The 12,605-nt window shown below is 60.5% G+C and carries 12 protein-coding genes; 6 read left to right on the top strand and 6 right to left on the bottom strand.

The window, feature by feature from the left end; genetic code table 11:
• Positions 1 to 72: 72 nt before the first annotated feature.
• Positions 73 to 474, bottom strand: a complete 402-nt coding sequence (locus ABI_RS10550) for a hypothetical protein (protein ID WP_157138776.1) — start codon at positions 472 to 474, stop codon at positions 73 to 75.
• Between the two features lie 421 nt (positions 475 to 895).
• On the opposite strand from ABI_RS10550, the gene ABI_RS10545 reads away from it, so the two are divergent.
• The 3 genes from ABI_RS10545 (at position 896) to ABI_RS10535 (ending at position 4,536) form a co-directional block, all read left to right on the top strand.
• On the top strand, positions 896 to 1,681 hold the full coding sequence (locus tag ABI_RS10545; protein WP_006272937.1) for a response regulator: 786 nt from the start codon (positions 896 to 898) through the stop codon (positions 1,679 to 1,681).
• 268 nt (positions 1,682 to 1,949) lie between these two features.
• The gene (locus ABI_RS10540; RefSeq protein ID WP_006272935.1) at positions 1,950 to 2,987 is read left to right on the top strand and encodes a bifunctional nicotinamide-nucleotide adenylyltransferase/Nudix hydroxylase; all 1,038 of its coding nucleotides are present in this window, start codon (positions 1,950 to 1,952) and stop codon (positions 2,985 to 2,987) included.
• Positions 2,988 to 3,153: 166 nt separating this feature from the next.
• On the top strand, positions 3,154 to 4,536 hold the full coding sequence (locus ABI_RS10535) for a nicotinate phosphoribosyltransferase (RefSeq protein WP_006272934.1): 1,383 nt from the start codon (positions 3,154 to 3,156) through the stop codon (positions 4,534 to 4,536).
• A gap of 2 nt (positions 4,537 to 4,538) precedes the next feature.
• Here ABI_RS10535 and ABI_RS10530 read toward each other — a convergent pair whose 3' ends face one another.
• Positions 4,539 to 4,988 (bottom strand): RidA family protein, encoded by a 450-nt coding sequence (locus ABI_RS10530; RefSeq protein WP_211211136.1) that lies wholly within the window; start codon positions 4,986 to 4,988, stop codon positions 4,539 to 4,541.
• A 140-nt stretch (positions 4,989 to 5,128) separates the two neighbouring features.
• Here ABI_RS10530 and ABI_RS10525 point away from each other — a divergent pair, with 140 nt between their 5' ends.
• The 3 genes from ABI_RS10525 to ABI_RS10515 all read left to right on the top strand — a co-directional run bounded on the left by ABI_RS10525 (position 5,129) and on the right by ABI_RS10515 (position 9,137).
• Positions 5,129 to 7,075 carry a sialate O-acetylesterase gene (locus ABI_RS10525; RefSeq protein ID WP_040308795.1) on the top strand — a complete coding sequence of 649 codons (1,947 nt, stop codon included), beginning with the start codon at positions 5,129 to 5,131 and terminating at the stop codon, positions 7,073 to 7,075.
• Positions 7,076 to 7,161: 86 nt separating this feature from the next.
• On the top strand, positions 7,162 to 7,479 hold the full coding sequence (locus ABI_RS10520; RefSeq protein ID WP_006272930.1) for a DUF485 domain-containing protein: 318 nt from the start codon (positions 7,162 to 7,164) through the stop codon (positions 7,477 to 7,479).
• On the top strand, positions 7,476 to 9,137 hold the full coding sequence (locus ABI_RS10515; RefSeq protein ID WP_006272929.1) for a cation acetate symporter: 1,662 nt from the start codon (positions 7,476 to 7,478) through the stop codon (positions 9,135 to 9,137). Before ABI_RS10520 ends, ABI_RS10515 begins: the two co-directional genes overlap by 4 nt.
• Positions 9,138 to 9,171: 34 nt before the next feature.
• Here ABI_RS10515 and ABI_RS10510 read toward each other — a convergent pair whose 3' ends face one another.
• The 4 genes from ABI_RS10510 to ABI_RS10495 form a co-directional block, all read right to left on the bottom strand.
• Positions 9,172 to 10,026, bottom strand: coding sequence for a nucleotidyl transferase AbiEii/AbiGii toxin family protein (locus ABI_RS10510; RefSeq protein WP_006272928.1), 855 nt, complete (start codon positions 10,024 to 10,026; stop codon positions 9,172 to 9,174).
• Positions 10,019 to 10,687, bottom strand: a complete 669-nt coding sequence (locus ABI_RS10505; protein ID WP_006272926.1) for a type IV toxin-antitoxin system AbiEi family antitoxin domain-containing protein — start codon at positions 10,685 to 10,687, stop codon at positions 10,019 to 10,021. Before ABI_RS10505 ends, ABI_RS10510 begins: the two co-directional genes overlap by 8 nt.
• Before the next feature lie 129 nt (positions 10,688 to 10,816).
• On the bottom strand, positions 10,817 to 11,203 hold the full coding sequence (locus ABI_RS10500; RefSeq protein WP_006272924.1) for a hypothetical protein: 387 nt from the start codon (positions 11,201 to 11,203) through the stop codon (positions 10,817 to 10,819).
• Positions 11,204 to 11,336: 133 nt separating this feature from the next.
• Positions 11,337 to 12,503 (bottom strand): toxic anion resistance protein, encoded by a 1,167-nt coding sequence (locus ABI_RS10495; RefSeq protein ID WP_006272923.1) that lies wholly within the window; start codon positions 12,501 to 12,503, stop codon positions 11,337 to 11,339.
• Positions 12,504 to 12,605 lie beyond the last annotated feature (102 nt).

Here is a 12,605-nt window from a genome sequence, read left to right as displayed (position 1 = left end):
TTGGTGTCAGTCACAATCCGTGACCATGGAAAGTGGGCTCATCTGACTCGGTGCAGGCGTCAAGCCGGTTTTTCAGGCGCGATCAGATTCGGCCAGCCGCCGAAAATACCCCAACACATACGTCCGATAGATCGGTTGCACGGCGTCATCGAACCAGGAATCTTCCCATCTCATGGCACCACGTGCCAAAGCTTCCTTAAGCGTCGTTTCGATGTCTGGAAAGCGACCGAACCTGCCGTTCTCCAGCGCCAGCTTTTGTGCTGGTGTCGCCCGGGCATGCTCACCCTCCAGCCACGTATCGAACACAGCACACAGGACGACAATCGCCGACCCGGTCCGAAGCAGGTCCATATCGACATAGAAGACCCGGTCATTATCCGTCTCTGCGTCAATGAACTTGAGCGGATCGAAGCGGACATGGATATCCGCCGAATGCCCAAAACCGCTATAATTCGTCAGTTCGACATACGTCATCAGGATATCCCTGATCGCGTCGACAGCTTCGCTATAATTGCTTTCGGTAATCAGATGCATAGGTGCAGATGATCAGACACAACCGTCTCCGGCAAGCCATTTAGAGTGCAATCCGATAAAGTATGCAGCACGTTTCAGGTAAATTACGCGACAAAACAAACATCTCGCCGCCGCCGACCGTGGGGTCAAATCTCGTTCAGTCACAATCCGTGACCATGGAAACTGGGCTCATCTGATTCAGCTCGGTCGTCAATCGTCCACCGTTTCTTTTTGCAAAATTTTCCGCCCGGCCAAAAAACGTCGGAAAACTACGCAAAATCGTTGTGAGATAAGGCGCACCAGTGGAAAAGTGCCGCCCGGTTTACCCCGCCTTTACCGCCAGACGCGCATATTTCAACAGGTCCAACGGCGGTTCGGTAAAATGCGTTTCTCAGCTCTCATCCTCGAAGACAGCGCCACCCAGGCAGCGATCATCCGCAAGATGGTAGAGACCCGTGGCTGGTCCGCCCTGCACTATGCCGACGTCAAGGAAGCCCTCGACGCCATCCAGGTCATGGACGTCCGCGCCTTGTTTCTCGACGTCTATGTCGGCGACCGCAACACCCTCAAACACTTCGACCGTTTCCGCCTCCTGGCGACCCAGGCGGTAATCGCCCTGATGACGGCAGGCTCGAAGGCGACCTCGATCGACGAAACCCTGGCCCAGGCGCGCAAATACCAGGCCGACTACCTGTTGCCCAAGCCCTTCACCGAGACCCAGGTCGGCGACGTCCTGACCCGGGCCGAAAAGGGTGGCCCGCTCATGAGCCGCCACGTCCTGGTCATCGACGACAGCCGCACGGTCTGCCTGTTCGTCAAAACCGCCCTGGAAGCCGAAGGCTACCGCGTATCGGTCGCGCCTTCGATGGAAACCGCCTTTTCCAACGTCGATATCGCCCACGTCGACCTGGTGCTGTGCGACGTCTTCATGCCCGGCATGGGCGGCCTGAACGGCATGCGCTCCATCCGCACCACCTGGCCCAAGGTGCGCCTGATCTCGATGTCAGCCGGCATCGAGAACAAGGTGACCAGCCTCGAAGCCCTGAACGCCAGCCGTCGCATCGGCGTCCATGGTCAGATCGGCAAGCCCTTCACAAAGGAAGACCTGATCGAGGTGGTTGACGCCGTGCTCGATCCGCACGCCATCAGCACTGAGATAAGGCTCTAAGCCAGAACCCTATCCATCTTCCGGGCAAGTTGATCCAGATTCCGCGAGGTTTCGAAGGCTTGGGTCGGGGCGTCGACCAGCCCCACTGCGACGCCGCAGGCTACCGCCGGACGCACCTCCATCCACGCTTTCACATCCCTCAGCCGCATGCCGTCAGGTCTAACCCAAGCCCGCGCCCTTAGGAAGTTGCCCTGTTGACAGCCGCGCGATCCGGGCGCAACTTCTGACCGTCTGGGCAGACCGGACGGCATCGCACTGAGGGAGCCTCATGCACTACAATTTCACCACCTTCATCGGGCGTTTCGAGCCCTTTCATAACGGTCATATGGCCGTTGTTCGCCGCGCGCTGGAAACCTGCGACCGCCTGATCGTGCTGGTCGGTTCGGCCCAATCGGCCCGCTCGACCCGCAACCCCTTCTCGGCTGCCGAACGCGAAGTCATGATCCGCGCCGCGCTTGGCACTGACGCCGACCGCGTCATCATCCGCCACCTCGTCGACCACCTCTACAACGAAGGCGCCTGGCAGGCCGACGTCCAGGAACACGTCGCCGCCGCCATCACCGAAAGCGGCAAAAGCCCCGCCGATGTTCGTATCGGCCTGATCGGCCACAACAAGGACGAAAGCTCCTGGTACCTGCATGCCTTCCCGCAGTGGGACCTGATCGAGGTACCCTTCGCCACCACCCTGTCGGCCACCGAACTACGCCGCCATCTGTTCGCCGCCGACGAAGGCGCCCTGCGCCTGGTCCAGGCCAATGTCCCCCAGGCCGTTCACGAAACACTTCTGGCGTTCAAAAAATCCAAGACCTTCAATCTTCTGGCCGACGAACAGCGCCATATCGACGGCTATAAGGCTGCCTGGGACGCTGCCCCCTATCCCCCGACCTTCGTCACGGTCGACGCCGTCATCGTGCACTCCGGCCACGTCCTGCTGGTCAAGCGCGGCGCCCATCCCGGTAAGGGCCTGTGGGCCCTGCCCGGCGGCTTCCTCAACCCGGAAGAAACCCTGCTGCAGGCGGCCATCCGCGAACTGAAAGAAGAGACCCGCATCAAACTTCCGGTCCCTGTCCTCAAGGGCAGCCTGAAAGGCCGCCAGGTCTTCGACGACCCGGACCGCTCGCAGCGTGGGCGCACCATCACCCACGCCTTCTATTTCGAGTTCACCAGCGGCGACCTGCCGGCGGTCCGCGGTTCGGACGACGCCGCCCGCGCCCGCTGGGTCCCCCTGGCCGAGGCCCGCCGCCTGCGCGAACACCTGTTCGAGGACCACTTCTTCATCCTCGAACACTTCCTCGGCACGGCATAATTTCATACCTCCCCGCGCCTCTTTGGCGTGGGGAGGGGGACCGCCCGAAGCCGTAGCAAAGCGAAGGCGGAGGGTGGTGGTGGGGCGACTTTCTTTGCCCCAAACTCAAAAAACAGTCGCAGGGGATAGACCCCGACGAGCTCAACCAACAGAAGGAGCTTCTGTCATGACCAATCCGATCCTCAACACCGACAGCTATAAGGCCAGCCACTACCTGCAATATCCGCAGGGCACGCAACAGGTCTTCTCTTACGTCGAAGCCCGCGGCGGCCCCTACCCCGAGGCCCTGTTCTTCGGCCTCCAGGCCATCCTCAAAACCGAATTCGCCAACCCGGTCACTTCTGCCGATATCGAAGAGGCTCGCGACCTCCTGCCGGCTCACGGCCTGCCCTTCCACGAAGCCGGCTGGCAACTGCTGCTCGACCGCCACGACGGCCGACTGCCGCTCGATATCCGCGCCCAGCCCGAAGGCACTGTCGCCCCAATCCACGTGCCAATGATGACCGTGGTCAACACCGATCCCGACTTTTTCTGGCTGACCAGCTATGTCGAAACGGCCCTGCTGCGCGTCTGGTACCCGATCACGGTGGCGACCATAAGCCACGGTGTCCGCCGCATCATCCGCGACGCCCTCGTCAAAACCGCCGACGATCCCGATGGCGAACTGCCGTTCAAACTGCACGACTTCGGCGCCCGCGGCGTCTCGTCGGCCCAGTCAGCGGCGTTGGGCGGCCTCGCCCACCTGGTCAATTTCCAGGGGACGGACACCCTGGCCGCCATCCTCGCCGCCCGTAAATTCTACCACGAACCCATGGCCGGTTTCTCGATCCCGGCGGCGGAACATTCGACCATCACCAGTTGGGAACGGCCCAACGAACAGGCGGCCTATGCCAACATGGTCCAGCAGTTCGGCAAACCCGGCGGTCTCTACGCTGTCGTCTCGGACTCCTACGACCTGTACCACGCCGTCGACCACATCTGGGGCGAAGCCTTGCGCCAGAAGGTGATCGACAGCGGCGCGACCCTGGTCGTGCGCCCGGACAGCGGCGACCCCGTCGAGGTCGTATCGAAAACCCTGCACCTTCTGGCCAACCGCTTCGGTACTGACACCAATACCAAGGGCTTCCGCGTCCTGAAAAACGTCCGCGTCATCCAGGGCGACGGCGTCAATCCGGTCAGCATCGCCGCCATCCTGGACCGCATAACCGCGGAAGGCTTCAGCGCCTCGAACCTGGCCTTCGGCATGGGCGGCGCCCTGCTGCAGAAGTGCGACCGCGACACGCTTCAATTCGCCTACAAGGCCTCGGCCGCCAAGGTGAACGGTGTCTGGCGCGACGTCTACAAGGACCCGGTTACCGACACGGGCAAGCGCTCAAAACGCGGCCTGCTGGGCCTCACTACCGACCTGAAGACCACCGCCGTCCGCGACAGCGACTGGCAACCGGTCGATGGCGGCGAAAACCTTCTTCACCCGGTATGGCGCAACGGCGAACTGCTGCGCGACGAGCCCTTGAGCGCCATCCGCGCCCGCGCGGCTGCAGGCGATTGACGTTACGCCGCCGCGACCGCCTCGATCTCCAACAACCAACGCTCGTCATAGATGCCGACAATGACAATGGTAATCGCTGGCGTCCGCTCGCCGAGAATTGACGCCCGCAAGCCCTTGCTCTGCGCGATCAGGCTGCGGTCGGACAGGTAGATGGTTGCCTTAACCAGGTTGTCGAAACTCATCCCCGCCGCATGCAGCTGGCGTTCGACGTTCTTCCACGCCAGCCGGTATTGCCCCTCATAGTCCGGCGGAATGACATCGCCCTCCTGCGGCACCTGCCCGCTCACGAACAGCATGCGAGAAAAACCGGAAACTTCACACGCCTCCGCAAAGGCAATGCCGGGGCTGGGTGCGAGAGGTGTTATATTCATGACAGGGTGACCTTTCGCCGTTGTAGATTTTGCAGAGAAAGGAATACCTGCCAAAGCCGTCGCAAATGTCCTACGTTGCATGGTGCTTCCCACGTTGAAGCCGACAGTCTGTTACAAACTGCCGCCAATCCGTGGCAGTATACGATTAAATCTTTTGAGTTGCCTTATCCCGCAAAACGGCCGAAACTTTCTCCAACAAGAAAATGTCACAGGGGAACACCATGCTCCGTCTAAGCCTCGCCACCGTCATCGCCGCCATTATGCTGACGACGCCGGCCCTCGCCGCGCCGCAGTTCGCCAAGATCTTCACCGACCACGCCGTGGTCCAGCGCGACCAGCCGGTCACCGTGTGGGGCACAGCCGCGCCGTCACAGGCGGTTACCGTCTCTCTGAACGGCCAGACGGCCACCGCCACGGCCGATTCTGCCGGCAAATGGCGCGCCACCCTGCCCGTCATGACCGCGGGCGGTCCCTATAGCTTGACCGCGACGGCCGGTGGTGAGACCGCCACCCGCAACGACATACTGATCGGCGACGTCTATCTGTGCGGCGGCCAGTCCAACATGGAATTCGCAGTCCGCAATTCGACCAATGCCTGGGGGACCCTGATGGGCTCCGGCAACACCAACATTCGCTTCGCCAACATCCAAAAAGACACCCAGCCCCTGCCGCTAGACGACCTGACCCACCCTACCGAGTGGAAGGTCTCGGGCCCCGACGTCACCGGCGACGCCTCGGCCGTCTGCTACTACATGGCCAAGTCGCTTCAGGCCCGCTATCAGGTGCCAGTCGGTTTCATCAATTCCAGTTGGGGCGGCACCACCCTCGAAAGCTGGGTAGGGCCGTCGTCGTTGAAAACTGTGCCGACCTTCGCAGACGGCGTCGCCGCCGTCACCCAACTGGGCACCGATCCCGCCAAGGCCATGGCCAATGAAGAGCGCCGCCAGGAAACCTGGTGGGACGCCCACGACAAGAACGCCAAGTCCGAACGCGCCTATATCGCGCCGAAATACGACGACTCCAAATGGCCGTCACTGACACCGGTTGGTTCGTGGAAGGCCGCCGGCATCGAAGACTTCAAAGCCCACGATGGTGTCGGTTGGTTCCGCACCACGGTTGACCTCACCGAAGCCCAGGCCGCCACCGCCAACCAGTTGGTGCTGGGGCCAATCGACACCTACGACACCGCCTGGGTCAATGGCACCCGTGTCGGCGGCGCCAGCACGTCGTGGATGTGGCGCGAGTACAATGTCCCCAAGGGCGTGTTCAAGGCCGGCACGAACGTCGTCGTTCTGCGCGTCCTCAGCGGCGGCAATGGAGGCGGCCTGACCGGCCGGCCGGAAAACCGCGCGGTGAAAACCAGCGACGGCCAGTACATCCAGCTCAAGGCCGACTGGAAATACAAGAAGGGCATGGCGTCCAAGGGACTGTCCATCCCGCCGGCGCCGTGGAACGTCCCGACCAGCCTGACCACCCTGTACAACGGCATGATCGCCCCCCTGAAAGGCTACCATTTCAAACTGGCCGCCTGGTATCAGGGCGAATCCAATGTCGGTCGCGCCGAGCAATACCGCACCTTGCAGCCCCTCCTGATCAAGGACTGGCGCGACACCTTCGGCCAGCCCGACATGCCCTTCCTGGTGACCCAGCTCACCGCCTATGGTTCAACCGCAAGCCAGCCGATCGAGTCCGGCTGGGCCGAACTGCGTGAAGCGCAACGCCTTAGCATCGCGAACGATCCCAAGGCCTTCACCGCCATCACGATCGACTTCGGCGACCGCTCGGACATCCACCCGACGCAGAAGACCATCGTCGGTGAACGCCTGGCCCGCGCCGCCCGCGTCATCGCCTACGGCGACACCACCCTAACGCCCGGCGGCCCGGAAGCCATTTCGGCCACTCGGTCTGGCAGCGACGTCATCATCACCTTCAAAAGCACCAATGGCGGCCTGCGCACCTACAGCTCGGACATGGCTATCGGCTTCGAAGCTTGCGCCGGTAGTGCCTGCCGCTATGTCGCCGGTTCCCCTTCAGGCGACACGGTGATGCTGAAAGGCGCCGGCGCCGACATCACCAAGGTGCGCTATGCCTGGGCCGACTCGCCGTTCGTCAACCTGTTCAGCGCCGATGATATGCCCGCAGCCCCATTCGAACTCGTCGTTCAATAGATAAGGGTTGCCTTCACGACGGAAAACGGGGACTGTTTTCCGTAACGGCAATGCCATGCCCAAAAAATATGTGGGAGAGACACAAAATGAGTACCGAAGACGAGGTTTACCGCCGCATCTACGATGACCCGAGGTTCAAGACCCTGGTCAATAAGCGCGGCCGTTTCGCCTGGACCCTGGCCATCATCATGTTGCTGGCCTATTACGGCTTCATCATCCTCATCGCCTTCGATCCGCAGCTCCTCGGCATGAAGGTCGCTCCGGACACGGTGATCACCTGGGGCATTCCCGCCGGTCTTGGCCTGATATTCCTGTCGTTTCTGCTCACCGGCATCTATGTCGTACGCGCCAACGGTGAATTCGACCGCCTCAACCGCGAACTCCTGAAGGAGCACGGCCAGTGACGCGTTTTCGTCCCTATCTGATGGCACTTCTGATCGCCGTCCTGCCCGCCGCCGCCCTGGCCGATGCCCTGACCGGTGACGTGCAGAAACAAGGCACCAACTACATTGCCATCGGCATGTTCCTGGCCTTCATCCTGCTGACGCTCGGCATCACCAAGTGGGCCTCCAAGCGCTCGTCCTCGACCAAGGACTACTACACCGCCGGCGGAAAAATCACCGGCTTCCAGAACGGCCTGGCGATTGCCGGCGACTACATGTCGGCGGCCTCATTCCTCGGCATTTCGGCCCAGGTCTTCACCTCGGGTTTCGACGGCCTGATCTACTCCATCGGCTTTCTGGTGGGTTGGCCGATCATCCTGTTCCTGATGGCCGAACGCCTGCGCAACCTGGGCAAGTTCACCTTCTCCGACGTCGCCTCCTATCGCCTGGGCCAGCGCCCCATCCGTTTCCTTTCGGCCCTGTCGTCCCTGACGGTCGTCGCCTTCTACCTGATCGCCCAGATGGTCGGCGCCGGCAAGCTGATCCAACTTCTGTTCGGCCTCGACTATATGATTGCCGTCGTCCTGGTCGGCTGCCTGATGGTGCTCTATGTCCTGTTCGGCGGCATGCTGGCCACCACCTGGGTTCAGATCATCAAGGCGGTTCTGCTGCTGTCCGGCGCCACCTTCATGGCGGTCATGGTCATGCGCTCGGTCAACTTCGATTTCGGCCAGTTGTTCGCCCAGGCGGTCTCTGTCCATACCAAGGGTGAAGCCATCATGGCGCCCGGGGTGCTGGTCACCGACCCGATTTCGGCGATTTCACTGGGCCTGGCCCTGATGTTCGGCACGGCCGGCCTGCCCCACATTCTGATGCGCTTTTTCACCGTCCAGGATGCCAAGGAAGCGCGCAAATCGGTCTTTTATGCGACCGGCTTCATCGGCTATTTCTATATCCTGACCTTCGTCATCGGCTTCGGCGCCATCTTGCTGGTCGGCACCAACCCAGCCTTCCAGGATCCGGCGGGCGGCCTGATCGGCGGCGCCAACATGGCCGCTATCCACCTCGCCAATGCGGTGGGCGGTGACATCTTCCTGGGCTTTATCTCGGCAGTGGCCTTCGCCACCATCCTGGCGGTGGTCGCCGGGCTGGCCTTGGCCGGCGCCTCGTCCGTCGCGCTGGACCTCTATACCCACGTCCTGCGCGGCGGCCATGTCGACGAAAAGGCCCAGATGATCGTGTCCAGGGTTGCCGTGGTGGTCCTGGGGATCGTGGCGATCGTTCTGGGTGTTGTGTTCGAAAAGCAGAACATCGCCTTCATGGTCGGCCTGGCCTTCTCTGTGGCGGCAGCGACCAACTTCCCCATCCTGATCCTCAGCATGTACTGGTCGCGCCTGACCACGCGTGGCGCGGTGATCGGTGGGGCGATGGGGCTGATAACAGCACTAACCCTGACCGTCCTGTCGCCGACGGTCTGGGTGGATGTCTTGCACCACGAAGTCGCGATCTTCCCATACAAGTACCCGGCTCTGTTCGCCATGATCGCGGCCTTCGCGGGTACGTGGGTGTTCTCGGTGACGGACAACTCGGCGGGGGGCAAGGCCGAACGGGAGAAGTTCTTCTCGCAATTCGTCCGCTCACAAACGGGCCTTGGTTCTTCGGACGCCGTTGATCACTGACGAGAAACCCGGCAGCCTTGGCGCTGTCGGGTGGTCAGGACATGATTCCGAAAAGCTTTTGACGCTTGTTGTGGAAGAATTCCGCACGCCACAAGTCGAGAACCTTGTGTTCCGACGGGCGAAGAAAACGTCTGACGTCTTCGGCGGCAGCGGACCAATCGATGTCATCGATTTTTGCTTCCAGGACCCTGTTCAGCCAGCTGACATCCACGTTCAGGTCTTGCTGTTCCCGCCATGACCCTTTCTGCAACAGCGCGTTTTCGAGCAGCGGCAGGTTGGGGAATACGCCCTTTGTGACGTACCAGGAAAAATCATACCAGTCCCTTCCCTTAACGTATCCGCGGCAAAGGAGAGCGTGGATTTTTAGCGCGAAATTGGACGGCAGATCCTGATGACGGACTTGGTAATCCGTCGGAAAGTCCAGATAGCTTACCGCTTCGCCTGAGCCAACGGGGGGATTCGTATCGATTTCCAGTTTGATTTTGATCACAGGCCGATGACCAGTGGCGAATCTCAGGTCGAGTTGCCTGGCGACCGCTGTGTCCTTAAGGACGGCTTCGCGAATGACGCTATCCATCCGATCTTTTGACACGACCTCCAGGGCCAGACCAAATTGGTCAAAGACCACGCGAAGGCCGTGCAAATAGGGCTCAAGGTCGAAATCCTGGTCAGGTTGCCGCAGGATAAAGTCCAGGTCTTCCGAAAAGCGCGGCAGTTTGTGAAGAATACGCAGGCTGGTGCCGCCCTGGAACAGGGCGATATCGAAGAAGTCCACGCGCCAAAGCGCATGCAGGGCGATTTCCTGAAGAATTTCCTTCAGGGCGTTGTCTTCTTCCACAACGGTTGTCGCAGCATAGTCGCGGAGTTTCTCACGAATTATGTCAATCATGGCGCCTCTGCATCCTGGCGATATCAGCGTCCAAAGCCGCCAGGAAAGCGAGAGCGGACTTGTGTTTATAGACGCCTCGCATCTCGAGGAAGACCGCCGGCGATAGTGACACCAAGGCATCAATATCGACGCGCATGCCCTGGGTAACCCAATCCATGCCGGACCATGGCGTCTTGGTCGCCGCAACAATGTCCATCAAGGCACGCAGTGGAGAGGCAACGAAGGCCACAAGCCCCCCAAGCCTGCGGCGCTCGACGCCGACCAGAAACTGATAGGGATTGGTGGCCAAGGGGGAAAAAGTGTAGTGGCCGATCGCGTCGATGTCATAGGCCACGGACTTGCGTTGCGGCGTCACGCTGGCGGTCGCGTAGACGGCCTCGGGCGCCCAGCCATGAAAAGAAAGCGCGGATTGAAACGACACATAACTTCCCGGCAACAGGGCCTGCGCAACCGTATAGGGATGCAATGTGGACGATCGGTAGCGCGGCGCGAGTGTGTAGAGACCACGTTTCAGCCGCAAAAGGATGCCGTCCTTCAAGGCCCTGTTGACAAGGCCGTAGCGCCGCGCCGGGCTACCACCGACCGCCTCTGCCAGCTGCCGCTCGGTGATAATCCGATCGCCCAACTCGCTTTTTTCAATGGCCGCCAAAACCGTCGACATAAAATTCTAAATACTTCCAATTAATGAAAGTTTCAAGAATTTTTCAAACCTGAATGCCTGACGGGTCACAAAAACGGCCAATCACAAAAACGGCCAATCACAAAAGCGGCCGATCATAAGAAAGGCCGATCATAAGAAAGGGTTGTCCTTGTCGGAATAGCGCTGGCCGATGAACTGGGTGTTGTGCGTGAAGGCATCCAGGTCATGCTGGGCCAGGCTGCGCAACATGTCGTCCAGCTTGTCCTGCATCTTGTCCAGGCTTTCATCCAGGATAAAACTCGCCGACTTGCCCGTCTTGCGAAAGATCTCCGCCCGGTGCGCCGGCGGAATATCGATATAGCTCTTGACCAGCTTGGGCAGATGCAGATCGCGCATCTGATCCAGTTCAAAACGATTGATCCCAGCCGCCTGCTCACGCGCCGCAGCCGTCTGAACCTCGTCAAGACTAGTAAGAATCTTGCCGATACGCTTTTGGGCGCTGTCGGGAATACGATCGTCATCATACGCGACGCGCACGGGAGGTACCGCCGGCGGCAAAGGTGCCGGTGGTGGCGAGGGCTTGGCAAACAGCCTTCGAAAGAACTCCACGATGTTCATACCCGACAAGAATAACCCGTGAGTCGTAAAAAAAGAACCACGGATCGACGGCTCAGCTCAAGGCCAGCGGCGAGTTCGAGGCATTGTCCGAGATATTACCCTGGGCACGCGCGATATAGCCCTTGGCCTTCTCGGTCTCATGCGACAGCGTGTCAACCGTTGTCTTCATATTCGACAGCGCCTTGATCTTGAACTCGTCAACGGCATCCATCGTCGCGTAAATATTGGCGAAGGCCCGTTGCAGGGTTTCGACATGAATCGTGGCTGAGGTCGCCTGCTCATGGATGCGGGCCGTATTCGATTTCAGCAGTTCGCTGGTGCTGGCGATCATGTTGGAGGTGGTGGTGTTCAAGGCTGTGATCTGGTCCAGCACCAGCTTCTGGCTGGCCAGGGCCTGCGCCACCGTCACCGCTGTCCGAAGCGCCGCAATCGTCGTCGTCGATGCACGTTCAACACCCTTGATCAGTTCGATATTGTTCTTCTTGATCAGGTCCAGCGCCAGATAGCCCTGCACCGTCACCGCCATCTGGGTCAGCAGGTCGGTCGTGCGCTGGCGGACATAGAACAGGGCGGATTCGCGGATGGCCCGTGCCTTGGTCGGGTCGGAAGCATCCAGTTCCGCCGCCTTCTCCTCCAGGCGGCCATCCAATGTCTTGGAGATATGGATGACCTGCTCCAGCTTGCCCATCATCTCCCACATCTTGCGGCGCTCACCGTCAATGGCGACATTGTCCTGCAACAGCTCATCCTTGCCGCGTGCCAGGCTGACCAGGATGGCATTAATGTGGCTCTGGGCCGACTGGTACTTATCGAAATAGGCCTTCAACTTGTTGCCGAAAGGAATAAATCCGAACAGCTTTCGCGGCTCCAGCAGGGCCCCGCCCCGTGAAGGATCCAGACCTTCGATCGTATGGCGCAGCTCGATCAGCGACCCTCCGACGCTGCCCTCGCCTTCCATCTGCTTGGTGGGCCGGTCCAGAAAGCGATTGCTCTGCGACGCCAGGGCCGTAATCTCGCGCTGGCCAAGGGCGTTGAGCTGGTTGACCTTGCCGCCGAATTCCGGACTGTTGGCGTCGACGCTAACCAGGTCCGTGACAAACGAGTCGACCTTGCTTTCCAGCTCAGTCTTGACGGCGGTCTCGATCGGCACCAGACCCGCGGCCTTTTCCACAGGGACAACGGCGACCGGCGCCGGCGCTTCGAGAACGAGATCACTCATGGTCGTGTTTCCTCCGGAAGATCAGATCAGACGTCTAGAGCGGGATGCGTTTTGATGGAATCAAAACCCCGCTCTAAGTTTTTGTTTTTCCGCGCAATTTAA

This window comes from Asticcacaulis biprosthecium C19, assembly GCF_000204015.1.
Lineage (GTDB): Bacteria > Pseudomonadota > Alphaproteobacteria > Caulobacterales > Caulobacteraceae > Asticcacaulis > Asticcacaulis biprosthecius.
The sequence above is the reverse complement of the archived record's forward strand: the minus strand, read 5'-3'. Positions and strand labels throughout refer to the sequence as shown.

Bases quoted from the DNA above. Each gene is read 5' to 3' on its own strand.
- ABI_RS10550 (WP_157138776.1), bottom strand. From the start codon at position 474: ATGACGTATGTCGAACTGACGAATTATAGCGGTTTTGGGCATTCGGCG.
- ABI_RS10545 (WP_006272937.1), top strand. From the start codon at position 896: ATGCGTTTCTCAGCTCTCATCCTCGAAGACAGCGCCACCCAGGCAGCG.
- ABI_RS10540 (WP_006272935.1), top strand. From the start codon at position 1,950: ATGCACTACAATTTCACCACCTTCATCGGGCGTTTCGAGCCCTTTCAT.
- ABI_RS10535 (WP_006272934.1), top strand. From the start codon at position 3,154: ATGACCAATCCGATCCTCAACACCGACAGCTATAAGGCCAGCCACTAC.
- ABI_RS10530 (WP_211211136.1), bottom strand. From the start codon at position 4,988: ATGCAACGTAGGACATTTGCGACGGCTTTGGCAGGTATTCCTTTCTCT.
- ABI_RS10525 (WP_040308795.1), top strand. From the start codon at position 5,129: ATGCTCCGTCTAAGCCTCGCCACCGTCATCGCCGCCATTATGCTGACG.
- ABI_RS10520 (WP_006272930.1), top strand. From the start codon at position 7,162: ATGAGTACCGAAGACGAGGTTTACCGCCGCATCTACGATGACCCGAGG.
- ABI_RS10510 (WP_006272928.1), bottom strand. From the start codon at position 10,026: ATGATTGACATAATTCGTGAGAAACTCCGCGACTATGCTGCGACAACC.
- ABI_RS10505 (WP_006272926.1), bottom strand. From the start codon at position 10,687: ATGTCGACGGTTTTGGCGGCCATTGAAAAAAGCGAGTTGGGCGATCGG.
- ABI_RS10495 (WP_006272923.1), bottom strand. From the start codon at position 12,503: ATGAGTGATCTCGTTCTCGAAGCGCCGGCGCCGGTCGCCGTTGTCCCT.